The sequence below is a fragment of the Sphingorhabdus sp. EL138 genome (assembly GCF_945882965.1).
Classification (GTDB): Bacteria; Pseudomonadota; Alphaproteobacteria; order Sphingomonadales; family Sphingomonadaceae; genus Sphingorhabdus_B.
On sequence record NZ_CAMCWY010000003.1, the window covers coordinates 101937 to 120987 of the forward strand.

Annotated in this window: 15 protein-coding genes; 3 read left to right on the forward strand and 12 right to left on the reverse strand. The window is 53.7% G+C overall.

From position 1 onward, the window contains the following. Positions 1-89: 89 nt before the first annotated feature. Together Q0N43_RS02245 and Q0N43_RS02250 are read left to right on the forward strand one after the other, a co-directional pair. The gene (locus tag Q0N43_RS02245) at positions 90-1703 is read left to right on the forward strand and encodes a GMC family oxidoreductase N-terminal domain-containing protein (RefSeq protein WP_295441844.1); all 1614 of its coding nucleotides are present in this window, start codon (positions 90-92) and stop codon (positions 1701-1703) included. Positions 1704-2059: 356 nt separating this feature from the next. Next, positions 2060-4438, forward strand: a complete 2379-nt coding sequence (locus Q0N43_RS02250; protein ID WP_295441847.1) for a TonB-dependent receptor plug domain-containing protein — start codon at positions 2060-2062, stop codon at positions 4436-4438. Between the two features lie 241 nt (positions 4439-4679). Here the strand turns inward: Q0N43_RS02250 and Q0N43_RS02255 are convergent, their stop codons facing one another. From Q0N43_RS02255 to Q0N43_RS02265, 3 genes are read right to left on the reverse strand one after another with little or no spacing between them, the layout of a single operon-like run. Further along, on the reverse strand, positions 4680-5174 hold the full coding sequence (locus tag Q0N43_RS02255; protein ID WP_295441850.1) for a hypothetical protein: 495 nt from the start codon (positions 5172-5174) through the stop codon (positions 4680-4682). Further along, a complete protein-coding gene (locus Q0N43_RS02260; RefSeq protein WP_295441853.1) occupies positions 5171-6397 on the reverse strand; it encodes a phosphotransferase family protein in 1227 nt (408 codons plus the stop codon). The genes Q0N43_RS02255 and Q0N43_RS02260 overlap by 4 nt, the downstream gene beginning before the upstream one ends. 14 nt (positions 6398-6411) lie before the next feature. After that, positions 6412-7383 (reverse strand): hypothetical protein, encoded by a 972-nt coding sequence (locus Q0N43_RS02265; RefSeq protein WP_295441856.1) that lies wholly within the window; start codon positions 7381-7383, stop codon positions 6412-6414. Between the two features lie 896 nt (positions 7384-8279). On the opposite strand from Q0N43_RS02265, the gene Q0N43_RS02270 reads away from it, so the two are divergent. Then, entirely contained in the window at positions 8280-9836 is a 1557-nt protein-coding gene (locus Q0N43_RS02270) for a long-chain-fatty-acid--CoA ligase (RefSeq protein ID WP_295441859.1), read from the forward strand. A gap of 287 nt (positions 9837-10123) precedes the next feature. On the opposite strand, the gene Q0N43_RS02275 is transcribed toward Q0N43_RS02270, so the two are convergent. From Q0N43_RS02275 to Q0N43_RS02315, 9 genes are all read right to left on the reverse strand, one after another. Then, positions 10124-10846 (reverse strand): SDR family oxidoreductase, encoded by a 723-nt coding sequence (locus tag Q0N43_RS02275; protein WP_295441862.1) that lies wholly within the window; start codon positions 10844-10846, stop codon positions 10124-10126. A 119-nt stretch (positions 10847-10965) separates the two neighbouring features. Continuing rightward, complete coding sequence (locus Q0N43_RS02280) at positions 10966-11961, reverse strand: NADP-dependent oxidoreductase (protein ID WP_295441865.1); 996 nt, start codon at positions 11959-11961, stop codon at positions 10966-10968. Beyond that, positions 11958-12893: a nitronate monooxygenase gene (locus Q0N43_RS02285; RefSeq protein ID WP_295441868.1), complete on the reverse strand. Its 936-nt coding sequence runs from the start codon at positions 12891-12893 to the stop codon at positions 11958-11960. The genes Q0N43_RS02280 and Q0N43_RS02285 overlap by 4 nt, the downstream gene beginning before the upstream one ends. Then, a complete protein-coding gene (locus tag Q0N43_RS02290; RefSeq protein WP_295441871.1) occupies positions 12890-13801 on the reverse strand; it encodes an SDR family NAD(P)-dependent oxidoreductase in 912 nt (303 codons plus the stop codon). Before Q0N43_RS02290 ends, Q0N43_RS02285 begins: the two co-directional genes overlap by 4 nt. 12 nt (positions 13802-13813) lie before the next feature. After that, complete coding sequence (locus Q0N43_RS02295) at positions 13814-14992, reverse strand: acyl-CoA dehydrogenase family protein (RefSeq protein WP_295441874.1); 1179 nt, start codon at positions 14990-14992, stop codon at positions 13814-13816. 9 nt (positions 14993-15001) lie between these two features. Then, positions 15002-15868: a CoA ester lyase gene (locus tag Q0N43_RS02300; protein ID WP_295441876.1), complete on the reverse strand. Its 867-nt coding sequence runs from the start codon at positions 15866-15868 to the stop codon at positions 15002-15004. Next, the gene (locus Q0N43_RS02305; RefSeq protein WP_295441879.1) at positions 15865-16317 is read right to left on the reverse strand and encodes a MaoC family dehydratase; all 453 of its coding nucleotides are present in this window, start codon (positions 16315-16317) and stop codon (positions 15865-15867) included. Before Q0N43_RS02305 ends, Q0N43_RS02300 begins: the two co-directional genes overlap by 4 nt. An 11-nt stretch (positions 16318-16328) precedes the next feature. After that, complete coding sequence (locus tag Q0N43_RS02310; RefSeq protein ID WP_295441884.1) at positions 16329-17522, reverse strand: acetyl-CoA acetyltransferase; 1194 nt, start codon at positions 17520-17522, stop codon at positions 16329-16331. A 2-nt stretch (positions 17523-17524) separates the two neighbouring features. Beyond that, positions 17525-18964 (reverse strand): hypothetical protein, encoded by a 1440-nt coding sequence (locus Q0N43_RS02315; RefSeq protein ID WP_295441887.1) that lies wholly within the window; start codon positions 18962-18964, stop codon positions 17525-17527. Positions 18965-19051 lie beyond the last annotated feature (87 nt).

The window sequence follows — 19051 nt, forward strand, 5'->3', positions numbered from 1 at the left end:
AATCAAATAGGGGATATACGAAAAGTGTATGAGTTGTTATTGGATCGCGGTCGGGCTTGACCCGGGACGAAGCGATGGGAAAGAGACTAATGGATTACGAGTCAACGGACTATGACTATATCGTTGTAGGTGGCGGATCGGGCGGCGCGGTGGTTGCCGCAAGATTGAGCGAAGATCCCGCCAACAATGTTCTATTGCTCGAAGCTGGACCTGCAGACAGCGGACGTTGGATCGATATTCCCATAGGCTTTGCCCGCGTGCTGGCAGATCCGAAATTCATGTGGCATCTTGAAACTGAACCCGAAGAACACCTCAATGGCCGCAAGATATCGGCGCTGCGGGGCAAGGTTTTAGGAGGTTCAAGTTCGGTAAATGGAATGATCTACGTGCGGGGCATACCTTCAGACTATGCCATTTGGGGGCAGATGGGAGCCCGCGGCTGGTCCTTTGATGAAGTACTGCCGTATTTCCGCCGAAGTGAGCGCTACGCCGGAGGTCCGGACGAATTTCATGGGCAAGACGGCCCGCTCGGGGTCGAGACCGCTGGCTGGCAAAACCCGCTGGCTGACGCATTTCTGGACGCTGCTGTAAGCGTCGGCATACCGCGCCGAAACGATTTTTGTCAGCGTGAAGTCGAGGGGGCAGGTTATTACCAGACGACGACGTGGCGCGGCAGGCGGTCGTCCACAGCCAAGGCATTTCTGGATACTGCGCGGAAGCGGCCAAACTTAACTATTCTAACCGAAGCGTTGGTTTCAAGGGTCGAATTTTCTGGGCGAGACGCGACCGGTGTGCTGTTTAAACGTGGCGACACAGTTCAGCGGGCGACAGCGCGGCGCGAAATCATCCTGTCGGCCGGTTCGTTTGCTACTCCGCAGTTACTGCAGCTTTCCGGAATAGGTCCGGCGGACCTGCTTCGGGACTTGGGCATAGCCGTGGTGCAAGATCTGGCGGGCGTAGGCAGCAATATGATTGATCATATTACCACCAAGCGAACCTTTACGACAAATAGTCCGCACACATTCAACAAGATGATGTCGAGCCCGGTGTCGCAAGGTATCGCTGGCTTGCGCTATATAGCCACGCGCAAGGGCCCGCTGGCAGTCGGTGCTGCACTGGCAGGCGGCTTTGCACGAACACGTCAGGGGCTTGATGATCCCGACATCCAGATGTTCTTCATGCCCTTTGAGGCCAATAGCTACTCTGGAGAATTACTTCCTGAATCGAGCTTCCAAGTGGCGTTTTATCAAAACCGGCCAGAGAGCCGAGGCACTGTGCGCATATCCTCAAGCGATGTCCGGAACGCACCGACGATATCTCCAAACTACTTTTCAACTGATCGCGATATGCAAACTGCGGTAGACGGCCTGCGCTTGATTGGTAGGATCTGCGCCGCGGAACCGATGCGGCGCCTTGGCAATAGAGAGCTTCAGCCTAATCTAGCCGATGAAAGCGATGAAGCATTGATTGCCTATGTCCGGGAAACAGCGAGCACTGGATATCATCATATTGGCACATGCCGTATGGGTGCAGTGACCGATGGGAGCGCTGTCGTCGATTCCGAACTGCGAGTGCATGGGATCGGCCGGTTGCGGATCGCAGACGGGTCGATTATGCCAGCTATCACATCAGGAAATACTAACGCCGCATGCATTATGATCGGCGAACGGTGTGCCGACTTTTTAGCCAAGGCGGCGCTGTAAGATAAGACTATTGATCTCAAAAATGCTCAGCTGTGCGAGTAAAGTCAGTCATTCTAGGCGTTTTAAGTATAGATCAACTCGACGCTTGCGCAGCTTGGCCAATGATCGCAACCTAGTCCGCCACGCTGTTGCCATGCATATAGACCCACTTCAAAGCTTCCGATTACGGGCACTCGTCAAAACGGAGGCCGAAGATTGAGATGGACATAACCATGCCTAACGAGTTGCAAAAGAGCCACAGTAAAGAAATATCGCAAAAAATGCATATCAGTTATTGATTTTTCGTTTATAAAGTGGTTTATCTTTTAGACTATCGACCTTGGACCTTTAAACCAAGGCTCAAGGGAGAACGGATTATGATTAACAGAATTCTTTATAAAACGCTGCTTGCTACAGTTGCAGTGGCGTCGCTGGTGCCGCACACAGCGTTCGCCCAGGCGCAGGCTTCGGAAGAAGCTAACCGCGATGAGCAGGACGATGTTATCATCGTGACCGCGCAGCGCCGCGAGGAAAGCTTGCAAGAAACGCCGGTTGCAGTTTCAGTAATCGGCGGCGAAGCCTTGGCTGAGCGATCCATCACTAGCGAAAGCGACCTGCAGACTACTACACCGGGCTTGATTGTGCGCGCGTCTCAAAACTCGAACCAGCTCAATTATGCTATTCGCGGTCAGAACCTTGACGCTTTCAGCAACACGCGCCCTGGCGTTCTGCCATATTTCAATGAAATACAGGTGGGCGGAGCCGGCGGTAGTTCGGCTTTTTATGATCTTCAGTCGGTCCAGGTGTTAAAGGGCCCTCAGGGCACATTGTTCGGCCGCAACGCCACTGGCGGAGCAGTGCTGTTCACTTCTGTAAAACCAAAGAACGAGCTTGGCGGTTATATCGATGCCCGGGTTGGTAACTACGATCTGCGCCAAGTCGAGGGCGCGATTAATGTTCCATTGGCGGAGGATCGGGTTCTTGCCCGTGTTTCCGGGTTTTACCAACAGCGTGATGGCTACCAGGTAAATCTTTTCAAGAACGAGCGTGCCGGCGATGTCGATCGCTTTGGCGCACGGCTAAGCCTTTATACGCAGTTGTCCGACACGATCGAAAATGAAATCGTTGTCGATTACCTCCATTCAGGCGGGAACAACTCGATCGGCGGGATCTACAGTATCAATCCTACTGGTGCTGTGCCGGTTACCCTGCTCACCAACTTTGGTGATGCCGGTACCTTCGATTTCCTCATCGGTGCCTTTACTGGCCAAGCACCAGTCGCCGGATCGGCGGCGGCTTATGCTGCAGCAAATCCACGCCTCGATCCGGGCGGTATCACCTCATATATCAACACGCAGCTAGCGCGCGGTCCGTACTTAGTAGAATCAGATGGACCCAATTCATATAAGGGCCGCAATCTGGTCGTCTCGAATATCACTACGATAGACGTAGGCTCCAATGCGAAGATCAAGAATGTTTTAGGCTACACCAGTCTGATAAACGATGTCTTCGGAGATATTGATGGGATCCCTTATGGGATCGATGATAACGGAATTATCGGAAAACGCGATAAAACCGAGCAATTTTCGAACGAGCTTCAATTGCTGGGCGAAGCAGCAGGTGGTCAACTTGAGTATGTCACCGGCGTATATTTCTCGTCGGAAACTAACCGCAACATCACGGGTAGTGATTTATTCAACTTTCCGCTTATTCGCCAATTGCAGATTAATACCTCAAAGACGGGTAGCAAAACTTACGCTGGCTATGCACAAGGCACATATGACCTGTCGGGTGCTACAGGCGTAGAGGGTCTGGCAGTGACGGCAGGCCTTCGCTACACCAGTGAGAAGCTGCGAATCCAGATGCTGCCTGATGATCTTTCATTTGACGATCCAGCAGCAGTTCAGGCTACTTACAAGCCAAATCAAAGTAAGACTTACAATAATCTGAGCTGGACATTGGGGGTACAGAACCAGGCCAATTCTGACCTGCTGCTTTACGCGGTTACCCGCCGGAGTTATCGCAATGGCGGTTACAACGGAGTGGTTCGTCCGCGACCAGGCCTTGGGACCGTGGGCGGCAATGGCTATGACGTAGAGACGGTGACTGACGTTGAGTTTGGTTTCAAATTAAGCGGTTCCGGCTCGACCCAGTTCACTTTCAATGGTGCGGCCTATCAAAATTGGATCCAAGATGCGCAGCGGGTTGCCTATACGCTTGTTGGCGGCTCGCCGGCGGCAATTACGGTCAATGTACCGAAGGCGAAGGTCAAGGGGTTCGAGTTTGACGGTACGGTTGAGCCTTCAGATTGGCTGAGCTTGGGTGCTTCGCTGTCTTACACTGATGCTAAATTTACGGATAACGAAGTATCGGTTGCAGGTGGGGCGCCAGTCGCTTTCGGAACATATCCAGATGCGCCTAAATGGTCGGGTTCGGTATTCGGCGTCCTGACTGCTCCAGTCGGCGAAGACATGGAAGCATCGTTGCGTGCCGACTTATACAAGCAGACGTCGACCTCTTTCAGTTCTACCGGCAACCTGAACCAAGGTACTGTCCTGCCATCATATGAGGTTGCCAATTTGCGTTTGGCGCTGAAGCACCTTTCCGCAGGCTGGACAGTTGCAGCATTGGTCAAAAACGTCTTCGACAAGACCTACTATGTCGGCGGCGTCGCGCTGGGCGAATTGTTCCAGTTCAATACTGCGGTACCAGGTGATCCCAGGACGTATATGGTCAATGTACGGTTCAATTTTTGATCGTAGTGTCTAACTGAATTGATTGTCGCCTCGGAGAGGGGATATTGAATGAGCGCCCGTATAGTCGTTACATATGACAAATATACGGGCGCACTCATTTGGGCTCCAGCTTTGGTAGCTCTTTAATACAGCCTTTGGCTCTCCCCAATAGCTTGGTGATGCTGGCTATTCTGGTATTGATTCGAGGCGTCAATTGAACAGAACTGACCAATTGTTAGATGAAAAGAAAGTCGGGTGTCGGTTACCAAGCCGCCAAGGGTAAGTTTTCTGGCTGTAATTCAAAACCGAATGAAGCGGTCCATTGGCGATTTTGCGCGATCAGCACGCCAAGCTTCTCAAGGATAACCGAATCGAGATCTGCCTCGTAAGGTTGGCCGACAGCGGCAGCGGACAAAGCGGTGACGTGATCGCGCAATTGGCGGCTAATGTTTTCGAAATCAGCAATGTCCGCTTCCGGATCGGTCAATACGTGAACCCCATCGGCTATCGTTTTTGCCATAACATCTGGCACACTAACAATCTGAGCCGCGTTCTTCGATAATTCGATCCAACTTCGAAGGTCCATGCGATAGAAGCGGCGGGCTTCGGGTAGCCGCGCCTTTACGAAACCTACCGTCGCAACTGAGAGCATCAACTGCTCGATCACATGATTGTCCGCTCCGGAAAGGGCCGGTGCGACGATGTCCTGCAAGGCAGTGAGGGCAACCTGAAGCTGAGCATCAAAATCCCGGATCATTTCACAACTCCCAAGTAATAATCGCGAAGGTCAGCCAAAGCGGGATAGCCAAGCCCAACAACATAATTCACCAGAACGTCCTGATGCGTGCCGCGGCTTCGTGAGGCTCGTGCGGACGCTGCCAATGTCAATATAGCTATTAGATAGCGATTGTAGATATTGAAATAGGCGATCCGCACCGGATCGACGGTCAGGCCGGACGCCTTTTCGTAAGCGACATAGAGGTCATTCTCTGCCATCATTCCCGATCCCAGAAGCGTCGTTTCGTCCTCCGCGAGATGAGCAAATGACGGCATAATGGCATAGGTCAGGTCCTGATGCCGATCGCCTAAGGAGGCACCTTCCCAATCGAGCCAGGCCGTTATCTTACCCTGTTCCTCGTCGAAGAGAAAATTGCCGCTGCGGTAATCACCGTGAACGATTGAAACATGGTCCAGAGGCGGTGCATTTGCGATCAACCAGCGATAGATTATTTCCATGATCGGTTCTTCCTCGATCCGATCTTCTTCCCAAATGCGCCGCATCGAATTGACCTGCCGGATTATGGACTGGTTGCTTCCTACGGTTGGTCGGTCAAAATGCTCCATGCCGTCTATGCGTGCCACATCAATCGTATGCAGCTTGGCCAGCAGGCCAACAAATTGCGGCGCCAATTGGGCACGCAGTTTCGGTCCATAATTTTGACCCAATCCGGAAACCTTGCCGGCATCATAGGATGGCTTTGCGGAGCCCGACGCAAACGCGTAAACCATAGCGGGATAGGGAAGAAAACTGCCATCTGGATCAACCCAAAAGGCGCGCGGCGCGGGAATGATCCCATTTACCGCATGGATAACTTCGAATTCGCGTGTGCGACTGGACTCGGTGACCGAGGCCGCAGGCTCCATTCGCAGAACCAGCACGTCGGTGCGCTCCTCGCCATTGGGCTCGGTCCAATCGAGTTCAAACTTCATCTGGATCTTCGAGGCTCCGCCAGACAACCATTTGGCGTTAGAGATCTTCACCGGTCGACCAAGACGATCGGAAATTAAATTTGATGTGCCTTCGACCAACTGGTTCAGAGTTGCGGCCTCGAAACATTTGCCCGCTTGGCGACGTTTCATCTTGGAGGTTAAGACCCGGTCGATTTCTGGCTCGGTGGGATATCGGTCGCGGATTTGCGCAATTATCGCATCGCTCGGCCGCTGGCGTTGTCCTTCATTGATTATCTCATATTCACCCATCGTCATCTGCTTTCTCAATCATAGAGGTCGTCAGCCATGCTGAGCGAAAGATAATATTGCCCAACAAAGTCAGCGATATGGCTGTGCCCTACTCGGTCTCCGGATGTCCATCGCAACAGACACTGATAGCCCACACTGGAGGGATTGAAATTATACCATGGGCCTGCGGCAATGGTCTGGCCAACAGCCTCATAAACATCGCCTTGATCGTCTTCAAAGCGGACCTTTGCGCTGGTCACGAGCATGTCAGATCGGGTAGCTGTCATTTCGCCGGATAGGAGCGGGCGCCGCTCACCGCCCACGAGAACGTATCCGTATTTCAGCGAACCATACCGAACCTGACGCCCCTCAATGTCGAGATCGAGCACAAGAAACGCAGTCAGGTCCTCGCCAAGATCAACGTGAATCCAACTCGCGCCCTTGTTGCCCCAATCATTCCGTGGGCCCCAACTCTTGTTGACCCCTTCAACACAATCAATCGTGTAGCTCTTGTCTCGCAGCTTTAGTGTCCCGACGACCCGGCTTTTGCCTTCGAGGTGGCCATTATTCCAGCCAGCATACCCTTTGACTTCACTATTGCTCGCTTGAGGGACTTGATTGGGATCGCGAGCATCAGTTGGATCACAAACCGCTGAAGACTTCAACTCCAGCGAACAAAGTCCATCGCAAGATTTATAACTCCACTCTTGCTCGCGTTCCGAGTGCGCTTTGAAGGTCAGGCCGTTGGGAAGAGTGAAGTCAGAAAAATCCTCCGGGCAGCGCATATGCATCTGCGAGTCATTGTGGTGAAGCTGCCATGGGTGCATGCACAATCCCTGATGGATCTCGATTGAGCAATGGCAAACGCCCAAATTTGGGCGGGTGAGCACATAGATATTTCCGCTGATGCCGAGTTCTGGAACCGAAAATATCTGGAAGACGGTTTCGGTCCAAGTGTCGTCGGCGCTATCGCGCTCATGAAATTTGTAATCTGCAGCTGTAATCATAGGTTCACCCTGGTTTACATCTAAATCGCGCGAAACACGGGACGCGAAGGTGGGAAATAATCGAAGGCCATTCCGGCCTATTTGATCAAACTGAACGTTTCAGATAATGCCTCAATAAAGTTGTCATGAGACACCCTTCCGTAGCCCAAAAAACTCGCATCTGCCTCATTCGGTAAAACTAAAATATCAGTATTAGACTTGCAACGGTTTGGTTCCGATCACTTGAGATTTTATAACTCCCTTAAGGAGACCACTCATGGAGATCAAACATACGGGCGATTTCAAGCAAGAGGCGGTTAGGATTGGTCTGAGAAGCCGGTTTCCGCACCGTCGGGTGGCACTCGATTTAGGCGTGGGCCAGTTCAGATGCGCAAGCAAGGTATTAACCGAAGCGGTCGAAGATTAGGTCATAATCGCGCTTACAGGATCGCTGGTCGGTAAACGCCTTGCCGAGGAAGAGTAACCGACTTTTTATGTTGTCCTGTATGATTTTCACCGCATTCTCTCCTGCGCTGATGATATATAGTAAATATGTTTACCGGAGTAGTCACGGCACGTTTTTTTGATAGAGTAACTTCCGACTGCCGTCAAGGCTATCATGATCCCGGATTGGAGGGATGTTCGGCCTGAAGTTGGGTTCGAGTCAATGGCAGCAAGAGTGAATTGACTCGGCCATCTGCATTTAGTAAATCGATTCATCAAAAGGAAATATGAATGTCCCTTACACCATTGTTCATATCCGTCATAAACGAACGTGATCGGCTGGCGCTTAACAACCCGAGCAAGGGTAATCCGATTAACCCTTTTCTATGGTCTGAAATATGTGAAGCGGCGATAAAGGTCTCGGAAAGCTCCCTAGCGCGCTGCGTGTTCCAAATGTCAAAGGGCGTTGGCTAATGTGGGCTTATCCTGAAATCCGAACGCTGGGCGATTATCCTGATTATTGGGCGCGGCACGACCCGGAACGCACCGCATTCAAAATGACTGGGCGGACTGTTAGCTTTGCCGAGTTCGACCGCCTGGCCAATCGTTCCGCCCATTTCTTGCTAGGTGAGGGTGCGCAGGCCGAAAAATTGGTGGGCTTTATGGGTAAAAACACCATTGATTTCTATGCTGCATTCTTTGGTTGTGCAAGGACTCGTGCTGGTTTCGTTGTGCTTAACTGGCGACTGGCTGCGCCCGAGCTTGCTGAGCAAATAACTAACAGTCAGGCAACATTTGTGATTGTTGAGCGCGAACAAGGGTCGTTGTGGACAGGCGCCTGTGCGCACATGACCAATCCGCCACGTGCAATCTGGATTGACGAAAACGACACTTATGAAAGCCTAGTAGCAACGCAGGTCGAAGTGCGACCCACCACTTTGGTCCGCGAAGATGACACTGCATTTCAGCTTTATACATCGGGCACTACAGGTCGGCCCAAAGGTGTCATGCTCTCGCACCGCGGCACCAATATGATGCGGTTGTCCGAGCATCTCGAGCCGGCTTATCATTGGGAGCGCGATGACAGTTTCATTAATGCGCTACCAAACTTTCATCTGCTCCATTTGGGGATTACACTGCAATGCTTGTATAATGGCGTGTCGATAACCATCGTGCGCCAGTTTGATCCGGCGTTGGTGTTGCGCACAATTGCGCAGTTGCGGCCGACATTACTAACGCTCACCCCGACCATGCTGCAAATGCTCCTCGATCATCCAGATGCAAAGACGACCGATTTTGCGTCACTGCGGCTGACGCTCTATGCGGGTTCTCCGATTTCCCTTGGCCTGATCAAGCGTGCTATTGCGACCATGCCGGGCAAATTTATGCAGTTTTACGGGTCCACCGAAGCGGGCGGCGCTTCGTCAATCCTGCGGCCAGAAGAACATGATTTGAGTGACGAGGCCAAGCTGCAAAGCTGCGGTCGTCCCTTGCCTTTGGTTGAATTCCGCATCGTGGATGCCGACGGTAATGAGGTTGCAGACGGCGATCCTGGCGAATTGCTGATCCGGCAGCCCGCGATTACTAAGGGCTATTGGCAGCAACCGGAAACGACGGCCGCCGCGTTGCAAAATGGTTGGTATCGCAGCGGTGACATTGTTCGCAAAGATACCGAAGGGCTTTATTACATCATTGACCGTGCCAAGGATATGATCGTCTCAGGCGGGGAGAATATCTATTCCGCCGAAATCGAAAATGTCCTTTCAACACATCCCCAAGTAGCGAGCGTCGCGGTGATTGGCGTGCCTGACCCGCGTTGGGGCGAAGCGGTGAAGGCCATCGTAATTGCAAGAGAAGGTGGAGCAAGTCCCGAAGACCTGATTGTCTGGTGCCGTGAACGGCTGGCGTCCTATAAAGTGCCAAAGAGCATAGATTTTGTTGACGCATTTCCACTGGTGCCGTCGGGCAAGGTTTCTAAAAAAGATTTGAGATCGGGCTATTGGAGCAAAGACGAGCGCGGCGTTGCTTGACTAGGGCTGATGTTGATACCCTGAAGTCCACGCCGCCGGTTGCTTGATCGATGATAACCCTGTTTGAATTACTTGGCCGTGATAGCGAGTATAAGGCGACGGCATTAAGGCTGGGCACGGTTTCGATCGAAGGGCCGCAAATAATCAACAATGACCAAATTAGATCCGCCATCTTTATCCAGATACCCCCTTTTACAATGACCGGCAGATATGGACGATTAAAGGCAGGTCTCTCATCCGGCAACAACCTTTGACGGCGCCAGCTTAGCTTGTTAAAATTGTCTGGGTCACATGAATAAACGCCCACCATCAACGATGGCGACCTGCCCGGTCGTATACCCTGCACGCATGAAGTACAGATATGCCTCGGCGACCTCTTCGGGCAGCCCCGGACGGGGTAGCGGTTGGCCATCGACCATCGTTTGCATTGCTCCCTCTGGTAGTCGGGACCAGACTTCTGTTGCGATCAATCCCGGCGCTACCAGATTGACGCGCAATGGTGCCAGATCGACGGCTAGCCCACGCATCAAATGTTCTGCGGCCCCGGCGATCGCGGTCGAGAGTGCTGCTCCTTTTTGCGGTCGATGCGCGAGTACGCCTCCGGTGAGCGTTATTGACCCGTCTGGTGCAATCATGGGCATAGCATGTTTGACCGCCAGCAAAGCGCCCCAGAACCGAATTCCAAATCCTGCCTGCGCATCGGTCAGGTCAAAATTGTTACCGATGTTATTGTTTCGCCGTTTCCAATCGCCCGCAGTGTAAACAAGGTGATCAAGGGGGCCCACTTGTTCAAAAAATGCCATGATGCTGGATTCATCATTAACGTTCAGCACTCCGCCTGTTGCCGACATGCCCAGTTCGGCGACCGCTGCATCTATCTTTGCTCGGTTATGTGAACCAACAACGACCGTTGCTCCATCCGCCAACACCGCTTTGGCAACCGCAAGGCCAATTCCTGAAGTTCCGCCCAGGACAACCACTTTGCGACCTTGCAGCGTTGTAGGCATCATAAAATCTCCTATTAATAATGGGCGCACTGCGATCATTGCTTCATACCCGTTCACAAAACTTCGGGCAACACGCGCCGGTTCTCCGAATACCTGTGTCAGGCCCTTAATGGCTCTCTAGTTTATAGCTTTATGATGCGCTTGCCCTTGTTTTCGCCGCGGTATAGCCCCGCCAATGCGTCGGGACAAGTATCCAGCCCGTTTAAGATATCTTCTTGATAGCGGAGCCAGCCCGAGCGAACCCAATCAGCGAGCTGTGCCACCGACGCCTCATATTTGTCCATATGGTCAAAAATCACAAAGCCCTGCATCCGCGCGCGTTTGAGTAGGAGATGACGCTCGACACGCGGTCCATCTGGCCACGGCGACCATGAAGATATTGCTGCTGTTCCGCATATCACTACGCGCGCATTAAGCGATAGATGAGGATAGACTAAGTCACTGATAGCGCCTGCCGTGTTGTCATAATAGACATTCACGCCATCGCTACATGCGGCGGCCAGCGCCTCGGAGAAATTGGCCGCTTTATAATCCAGCGCGGCATCATATCCGAAATGTTCGGTGCACTGCGCGACCTTTTCGGCGCCGCCGGTTATACCAATTGTCCTGCAACCGAAAATCTGTGCAATCTGGCCAACAGCAGATCCGACCGCACCTGCGGCGGTTGATACCAGCACCGTATCCCCAGACGTAGGCTCACCTATCAGCGTCAAAGCAAGATGCGCGCTTACGCCATTAATCCCCAGAATGCCAAGCGCCAGCGACGGCGGCAGATCAACTTCGGTTATCCGGCGCACAATATCGGATTGTTCAACGACCGCTTCGTCTTGCCACCCGAACCAACCGACGAGAAGCTCCCCTGGACGGTATTTCTCTGTCAGACTTTCTACCACCTCACCTACGGCAAGCGCACGCATGACTGCGCCAATCGCTACTGGCGCGGAATAGTTACTGGCGTCGGCGATCCAACCGCGCATTGCGGGCTCGACCGACAGGTATCTGTTGCGGATACGGATTTGACCGTCGGCCAATGGCAGGGACGATGCATCGACAATCGCGAAGTTTTCAGCTTGCGCCACACCAGTTGGCCGCGACGTCAGGATGACTTGCCGGTTCACGCTTTCATGCCCAACGCGGCCCGCGCCGCTGTATATTCGCCAGCGAGCCGGTCGATATAGGCCGTCGCGGGCTCGGCGTGTTTCACCACACAAATACCCTGGCCAGCACTCCAGATTTCTTTCCATGCCTTAGCATTTTCGCCGCCGCCATCGATGTTGATGCCTTTGCCTTCAGCGCGTTTTAGGTTGGCGGGATCAAGACCATTTTCTATGAGTGACTGTCGCAGGAAGTTGGCGTCGACCCCGGTAAAACAATTTGTGGTAACGATGTCAGCCGCCGAACCATCGACGATCATTTGCTTGAAACCGGCTTGCGTATTCGCCTCGGTTGAAGCCAGAAACGGCGAACCGATATAGGCCAAATCAGCGCCGAGCACTTCGGCTGCCAGCACAGACCGGCCATTGGCGATACAGCCGGAGAGCAAAAGCAATCCGTCCCACCACTCGCGGATTTCTTGTACCAGCGCGAAAGGCGAGAGATCACCAGTATGTCCGCCAGCGCCTGCGGCAACCGCAATGATCCCGTCAACGCCCATTTCCGCACATTTCTGCGCATGGCGGTTTTTGATGACGTCCTGAAACACAAGACTGCCGTTGTCTTGAAGCCGTTTAACCAAATCGGGATTGGCAGCCAGTGCCAGCACGACGATCGGCACCTTGTATTTCAGGACAACCTCGAGGTCGGCTTCCAATCGGGAGTTGCTGGCATGTGCAACCAGATTGATGGCATAAGGCATGTTGGCGACACTTGCGGCTATGCGCTGCACATCTTCACCCAGTGACTCGGTAGAACGTGGGTTGAGCGCAGGCATTGAGCCTATGATACCCGCATTGCACTGGGCGATGACCAGATCTGCTGTAGAGGCTATGAACATTGGCCCAGCCATGACCGGTATGCGTAGTTTGGAACGAAGATCAGACGCAATGCTCATACAGGATCCCACGTAAAAATGTCTGCTGAACGATCTAGCGGATAGAAGTCGTTGGCAAATTGATCGAATACACGCTCGGCCACGGTTTCGGGAGTCCAGCCATCGGAGGTGTGTGCCACGCGGATTGGACGTGGCTGCGAGAACAAGAAAATTTCGTTGTTCCGGACGGCAAAAATCTGCCCGGTAACTTTAGCACCTTGATCGCTGCACAAGGCGACAACAAATGGCGCGATTTTGTCAGCATCGAGTTTTTTCAGCCCATCGACGCGCTTTTGCTGTTCGGGGGTATCGGTCGGAATCGAGTCAATCATTCGCGTCCACGCAAATGGCGCAACTGCGTTGGAGCGCACACCAAAACGCTGCATATCCAAAGCGATGGATTTACTCAGTCCAACGATGCCAAGCTTCGCCGCCGAATAATTGGCCTGCCCGAAATTGCCGATTAGGCCGCTAGTAGACGTCATGTGGACGTAGGCACCTGACCCCTGTTCCTTGAAAAAGGGCGCTGCAGCACGGCTTGTGTTGAAACTGCCTTTCAAATGGACCGCGACAACCGCGTCAAAATCTTCGGGACTCATCTTATGGAAATAGACGTCGCGCAGGTTGCCTGCGTTGTTTACCACCGCATCAATTCGTCCAAAATTATCGACTGCGGATTTGACCATAGCACAAGCCCCGTCCCAGTCGGCGACGCTGTCATGATTAGCGACAGCCTTGCCACCCAGTGCCTTGATTTCGGCGGCAACTTGCTCTGCTGGCGATCCCTCGGCATTCTCCCCGGTAATCGATACGCCTAGGTCATTGACTACTACCGCTGCCCCAGCCTTTGCTAACTCCAGCGCAATGCCTCGCCCGACCCCACGACCCGCGCCCGTGACCAAAACGGCTCTGCCATCCATCATTCCCATAAACCCTGTCCCTCAATAACTTTTTGGAAGCCCAAGCACCTTTTCAGCGATGAAGCTCATAATCAGCTGTTCGGTAATCGGCGCTAGCCGAGTCAATGCGGATTCGCGGTAGAGCCGTTCGACATGATATTCCTTGGCATAGCCAAAGCCACCATGCGTTGCGACTGCCTGCCAAGCGGCATCATGGCATGCGCGGGCTGCGAGGAATTTGGCGGCGTTCGATTCTGCACCGCACGGCAATCCCTGATCGTATAGGCGGGCGGCCTTTTCGCACATGAGCCATGCAGATTCGAGATACATCCACTTTTCAGCAAGCGGGTGTTGAATGCCCTGGTTTTGCCCGATAGGGCGATCAAATACCACGCGGTCTTTGGCGTATTGCGTGGCACGGCGCAAAGCATCGCGGCCTATGCCGATGGCTTCAGCGCCAATCAGTATGCGTTCGGGGTTAAGGCTGTGGAGGATGTAACCAAAACCTTTGCCCTCTTCGCCGATCCGGTCCTCGTCGGGGATGAACAAGCCGTCGATAAAGATCGCGTTCGAATCGACCGCTTTACGGCCCATTTTCGGAATTAAGTTTACGTCGATTTTGCTGCGGTCAAGGTCGGTGTAAAAAATGGTAATGCCGTCGGTTGGTCTATCGCAATCCTCATATTTCGTCGTGCGCGTTAGTAGCATAATCTTGTTCGCCACCTGCGCGGTCGATGTCCAGACCTTTTGGCCATGCACGATATAGCCGCCAGGAACTTTTTCGGCGAAAGTTTTGATGCGCGTCGTGTTGAGGCCAGCGTCGGGCTCGGTAAAACCGAAGCAGCATTGGTCTTCGCCCGACACTAGACGCGGAACCCACCGTGCCTTTTGCTCTTCCGTGCCTTCCACCACAATCGGATGTGGTCCGAACAGATTGATATGAATGGTCGATGCGGCTGCAAAGCCGCCGCCGTGGGACGACACTTCGTTCATCATGACCGTGGCTTCGGTGACGCCAAGGCCCGAACCGCCATATCGCTCAGGCATGGTAATCCCAAGCCAGCCACCTTCGGCCATCGCACGGTGGAACTCATGCGGAAATTTCCCATCATCATCGCGGGCGAGCCAATAGTCGTCACCGAAATGCGAGCATACGGCTCGAACGCCTTCGCGAATGACGTTGAGATCATCTTCGGTAGGAAGGGGACGGGATGCGGACATTTTTTTCTCCTAATTTACTGAGGCGAGCGTTTTTTGCGCTGCCTTTAAGTGGGGTATATCGAACATCTTGCCATCGATGCCGAGCGTACCAGCGCCCGGATGAGCGGCGAAGGCATTTACAATTTTGCGGGCCTCTGAAATTTCAGCATCCGACGGCGTGAAGCAGCGGTTGATGATGTCTACTTGATCAGGATGAATAGCGATGCGGCCCAGAAACCCGTCGCGCCTGGCGCGTCTGCAATCAGCCTCAAGGCCCTCGGCATCGCGAAAATTGGCGTAAAGCGTATCGAGCGGCAATACGCCCGCTGCAGCCGATGCGAACAGGCACATATTGCGCGCCATTTGATAGGGCGAAGTCCACTGACCGTCATCTTCCTTGTTGCCCGTTGCGCCAATGGCTGCGGCCAAGTCCTCTGCGCCCCAGGTGAGCGCAATCAGGCGCGGATGGGGCGGGGTATAGCTTGCCAGATTGAACATCGCGATCGGCGTTTCTGTCGCAACGACTGCAATTTTAACGGTGCCGATTGCCATTCCAGCGGCTGCTTCCAGTCTGTCCAATTCTTCGGCAATACGCGCGATATCATGTGCCCCATCGGCCTTGGGTATTAGCAGACCACCAAGCCCGGGTTTCACAACCGCTGCTAGATCCTCATAGGTCAATCCGGTGTCGAACGGATTGGGCCGCACGAAAAACGACCAGCGCCTCGGGGTATCATCGTTGAGCAGCGAAGCGACATGGTCGCGCGCCGTGGCTTTTTGTTCAAGCGCAACCGAATCTTCCAGATCAAGGATCAATGCATCAGCCGCCGTCGCGCGTGCCTTGGCAAATTTCTTTTCGCTGTCGCCGGGGACAAAAAGCATCGACCTTAATTTCATGCTGGCGCCTTTATCATCAGCGCAGCGCGTACAGTGCGACAGATTACCTCGTCGCGCTGGTTAAGACCGATATGTTCGAACGTCACGATACCTTGCGTCGGGCGCGATTTGCTCTCGCGTTTTTCGACAATCTTCGTTTCGGACCGGATCGTGTCCCCCGCAAAAACTGGCTTAGGAAATGTCGTATCCGTCATGCCCAGATTGCCGATTGTGGTGCCGAGCGTGGTATCCTGAATCGACAATCCAATGACGAGGCCGAGCGTAAAGATCGAATTCATCAGCGGTTTGCTGAACTCGGTGCCTTTGGCATATTCATGGTCGATATGGATCGCTGCTGGATTGTACGTCAGCGACGAGAACAGAATATTGTCCATGTCGGTGACGGTACGGCGGATTTCATGTTTGAAAACCTGCCCAATCTCGAATTGGTCGAAGTAAAGTCCAGCCATTGTCTGTTTCCCTAATTTAGTCGTCCGAGGATAGAGACAGCCGCCACGCTATTGGCGGGCTGCCCGCCCAGATTATGCGTAAGGCCGAAATCTACATTGGCCAACTGTCGGTCGCCCGCGCGGCCCAAAAGCTGGCTATAAACCTCATATGCCATCCGCAGGCCCGAAGCACCAACCGGATGGCCGAAGCATTTCAATCCGCCATCGGTTTGGCACGGCATCGCGCCATCGTGGTCATAGCGGCCATCCAATATGTCGAATATGGCGCTGCCTTCAGCTGATAGGCCTAGATCTTCCATGGTAACCAGCTCGGTGACTGAGAAGCAATCATGCACTTCGGTCATCGACAGGTCATGAGCGGAAATCCCCGCTTCGGCATAAGCGCGTTTAGCGGCTTCTTGTGTGTTGCGGATAGATGAGCCATCCCATTCATGATAACTTGCTTCCCAGCCATGGCTTGCCGATAATTGAATTGCCTTAACCGTCACCGGATTGGCAATGCCAAGACCCTTGGCAATTTCAGGCGTTGTTACAATCGCGCAGGCAGCACCGTCTGACACACCGCAGCAATCGAATAGCCCGAGCGGATTGGCAATCATAGGAGCGTTTAATATCGTTTCCATATCCACCGCTTTGCGTAAATGCGCCTTGGCATTGAGCGCACCGTTCTGGTGGCTCTTCCAGCTGACATGCGCCATTGCGCGCTTGAGGTCTTCGGACGACGCGCCGTGGCGCGCGGTGTAAGCCCCGGCCAATTGCGCGAAGGTTCCCGGCGCTGATCCATAAGGCATCCATAGGTCATTCGCGAGACCTTTGGTGCGCAGCGGCAAGCCCCCATAGCCTGTATCCTTCAGCTTCTCGACACCGAGTGCGACGGCGAAATCGACCGCTCCTGCGGCAACGGCATAAGTGGCTGCGCGTAATGCTTCAGTGCCGGTCGCGCACATATTCTCAACGCGCGACACGGGGATGGCTTTCAGACGCAGCGCATGCGCAAGCGGGAGCGCGCTGTTGCCGATATTAATGTCGTCCAGCGCATTGCCAACCCACGCGGCGTTAATATGTCCGCGCGCAATGCCCGCATCTGCCAAGGCTTCTTCAAACGCCTCGACGATCAGGTCTTCGGGCCCTTTGTTCCACAATTCACCAAATACGGTGCAGCCCATGCCGATTATGGCGACGCGGTCTTTGATCCCACTGGCCATATTTACGCCTCCATTATCGGGCGGAGAGCAGGGGCGGCTTTCCAGAAATAGGTCCGAAAGCCACGCCTTTTGTCGTGCGATTTAATCCGCAGCCGCATCGCCACACTATCCCCCACCTTAAAGCCATCGGCGTCCGCATCAGTGAATTCCATCATCACCCGCGCGCCGTTTTCGAACTGAACTAGACCAAACCAGAAAGGCGGGTCTGGCGTGAAGTTCAACCGGTCTGCGGTCACCGAAACGAGTTTTGCAGGCACATCGGCCAACCGCATATCCTCCATCGGTTCGGGGCCATCAGCATCAGGACGCACGGGAATTCGCGATTTGGGGAACTGGACATTGCCTCTCGTATCGCGTCCACCGATGAAACCGATCATGTCGCGGCCATAGCGTTCCAGCACCGTTGCTTGGGTCTTTTGCTCAAATTCGGACCGGATGCCCCAGTCCAGATCGATTGTTCCGGTGAGTGAGAGAAACCGCAAATAGTCGGCGAAAATCAGGCCTTGTGTGAGTGCGGCGCGTGCTTTTGCTGCTCCAGCAACCGCTCCGATCACTTTAAAAATCAAAGTATCGCAACCACTTCCAAATCCAGCGAGCAGTATTATATCGCCCGGCTGAGCTGCGTCCAAAGCGAGTGCGAGCGCGAACAGCGGATGCGCTGCGCCGAGATCACCAGCGGCGGCACTCAGGTCGCTTGCATGATTGGGCGCGGTGATGCCAGTTGCTTTGCTGATATCCCGCCACATACCCGGCAATGGCTCGCATATAGCGGCATGAGCGATGTCCGCTGACGTCACACCCGCATCAGCAAGCGCCGCTTTAATGGTGGGCGCAATGACATCACGCGTCGCAGTTTCTTTTACGAAGCGTTCTTCGTACGCATAGGGCGTCGGATGTTCGCGTGACGAATACAGATCAACATAATCACGCGCAAGACTGGCATAGCCTATCAGGGCAGCGCCGCCATCATCCGTCACGACAGCTGCACTGCCACCATCGCCCCACGCAGTATGAAAAGCACTACCCGCCCTGACTGGCCGCTTTTCACCAGACGCAATCAGCGTATCTCCCTGCCCCAATAACGCATCAAGAAGTGCAGATACGGCGCAGCGCCGGTTGCCCGATACGTCGATAGTGCGGGCATTAGCAGGCAACGCCAACGCTTCGAGCAACATCGACGCATGGCCGCGTTCAATAAAGGGTGACGAAGTTGACGCGAAGCAAATCCGGGTTGGCGCAACCGTCGAGGTAGCATGTCTCGAAGCCTCCGCAGCCATTGTCAGTGCATCTTCATCCCATCCCGCCGTTGTGCGGTATCCCGCATTACGCCCACCAAGGCCAGAGAACTGCAATCCCTTGGATGCAGCAGACCGGTCGAGACGGAGCAAGGGGAGATAGCCCCCAACGCTTGCAATTCCGCGCTTGCCCGTATCCTGTCCCATGATCATCCTGTTCGGTGCGTTTCGTTGATATGTATTTCTTGACAGCTTTCGCGAAACTTGTAAACAGGTTCACAATAAATAGCGTTA

Excerpts from the sequence above, each read along its gene's own strand:
- Q0N43_RS02245 (WP_295441844.1), top strand. The coding sequence starts at position 90 with ATGGATTACGAGTCAACGGACTATGACTATATCGTTGTAGGTGGCGGA.
- Q0N43_RS02250 (WP_295441847.1), top strand. The coding sequence starts at position 2,060 with ATGATTAACAGAATTCTTTATAAAACGCTGCTTGCTACAGTTGCAGTG.
- Q0N43_RS02255 (WP_295441850.1), bottom strand. The coding sequence starts at position 5,174 with ATGATCCGGGATTTTGATGCTCAGCTTCAGGTTGCCCTCACTGCCTTG.
- Q0N43_RS02260 (WP_295441853.1), bottom strand. The coding sequence starts at position 6,397 with ATGGGTGAATATGAGATAATCAATGAAGGACAACGCCAGCGGCCGAGC.
- Q0N43_RS02265 (WP_295441856.1), bottom strand. The coding sequence starts at position 7,383 with ATGATTACAGCTGCAGATTACAAATTTCATGAGCGCGATAGCGCCGAC.
- Q0N43_RS02270 (WP_295441859.1), top strand. The coding sequence starts at position 8,280 with ATGTGGGCTTATCCTGAAATCCGAACGCTGGGCGATTATCCTGATTAT.
- Q0N43_RS02275 (WP_295441862.1), bottom strand. The coding sequence starts at position 10,846 with ATGATGCCTACAACGCTGCAAGGTCGCAAAGTGGTTGTCCTGGGCGGA.
- Q0N43_RS02285 (WP_295441868.1), bottom strand. The coding sequence starts at position 12,893 with ATGAGCATTGCGTCTGATCTTCGTTCCAAACTACGCATACCGGTCATG.
- Q0N43_RS02290 (WP_295441871.1), bottom strand. The coding sequence starts at position 13,801 with ATGGGAATGATGGATGGCAGAGCCGTTTTGGTCACGGGCGCGGGTCGT.
- Q0N43_RS02295 (WP_295441874.1), bottom strand. The coding sequence starts at position 14,992 with ATGTCCGCATCCCGTCCCCTTCCTACCGAAGATGATCTCAACGTCATT.
- Q0N43_RS02300 (WP_295441876.1), bottom strand. The coding sequence starts at position 15,868 with ATGAAATTAAGGTCGATGCTTTTTGTCCCCGGCGACAGCGAAAAGAAA.
- Q0N43_RS02305 (WP_295441879.1), bottom strand. The coding sequence starts at position 16,317 with ATGGCTGGACTTTACTTCGACCAATTCGAGATTGGGCAGGTTTTCAAA.
- Q0N43_RS02310 (WP_295441884.1), bottom strand. The coding sequence starts at position 17,522 with ATGGCCAGTGGGATCAAAGACCGCGTCGCCATAATCGGCATGGGCTGC.
- Q0N43_RS02315 (WP_295441887.1), bottom strand. The coding sequence starts at position 18,964 with ATGGGACAGGATACGGGCAAGCGCGGAATTGCAAGCGTTGGGGGCTAT.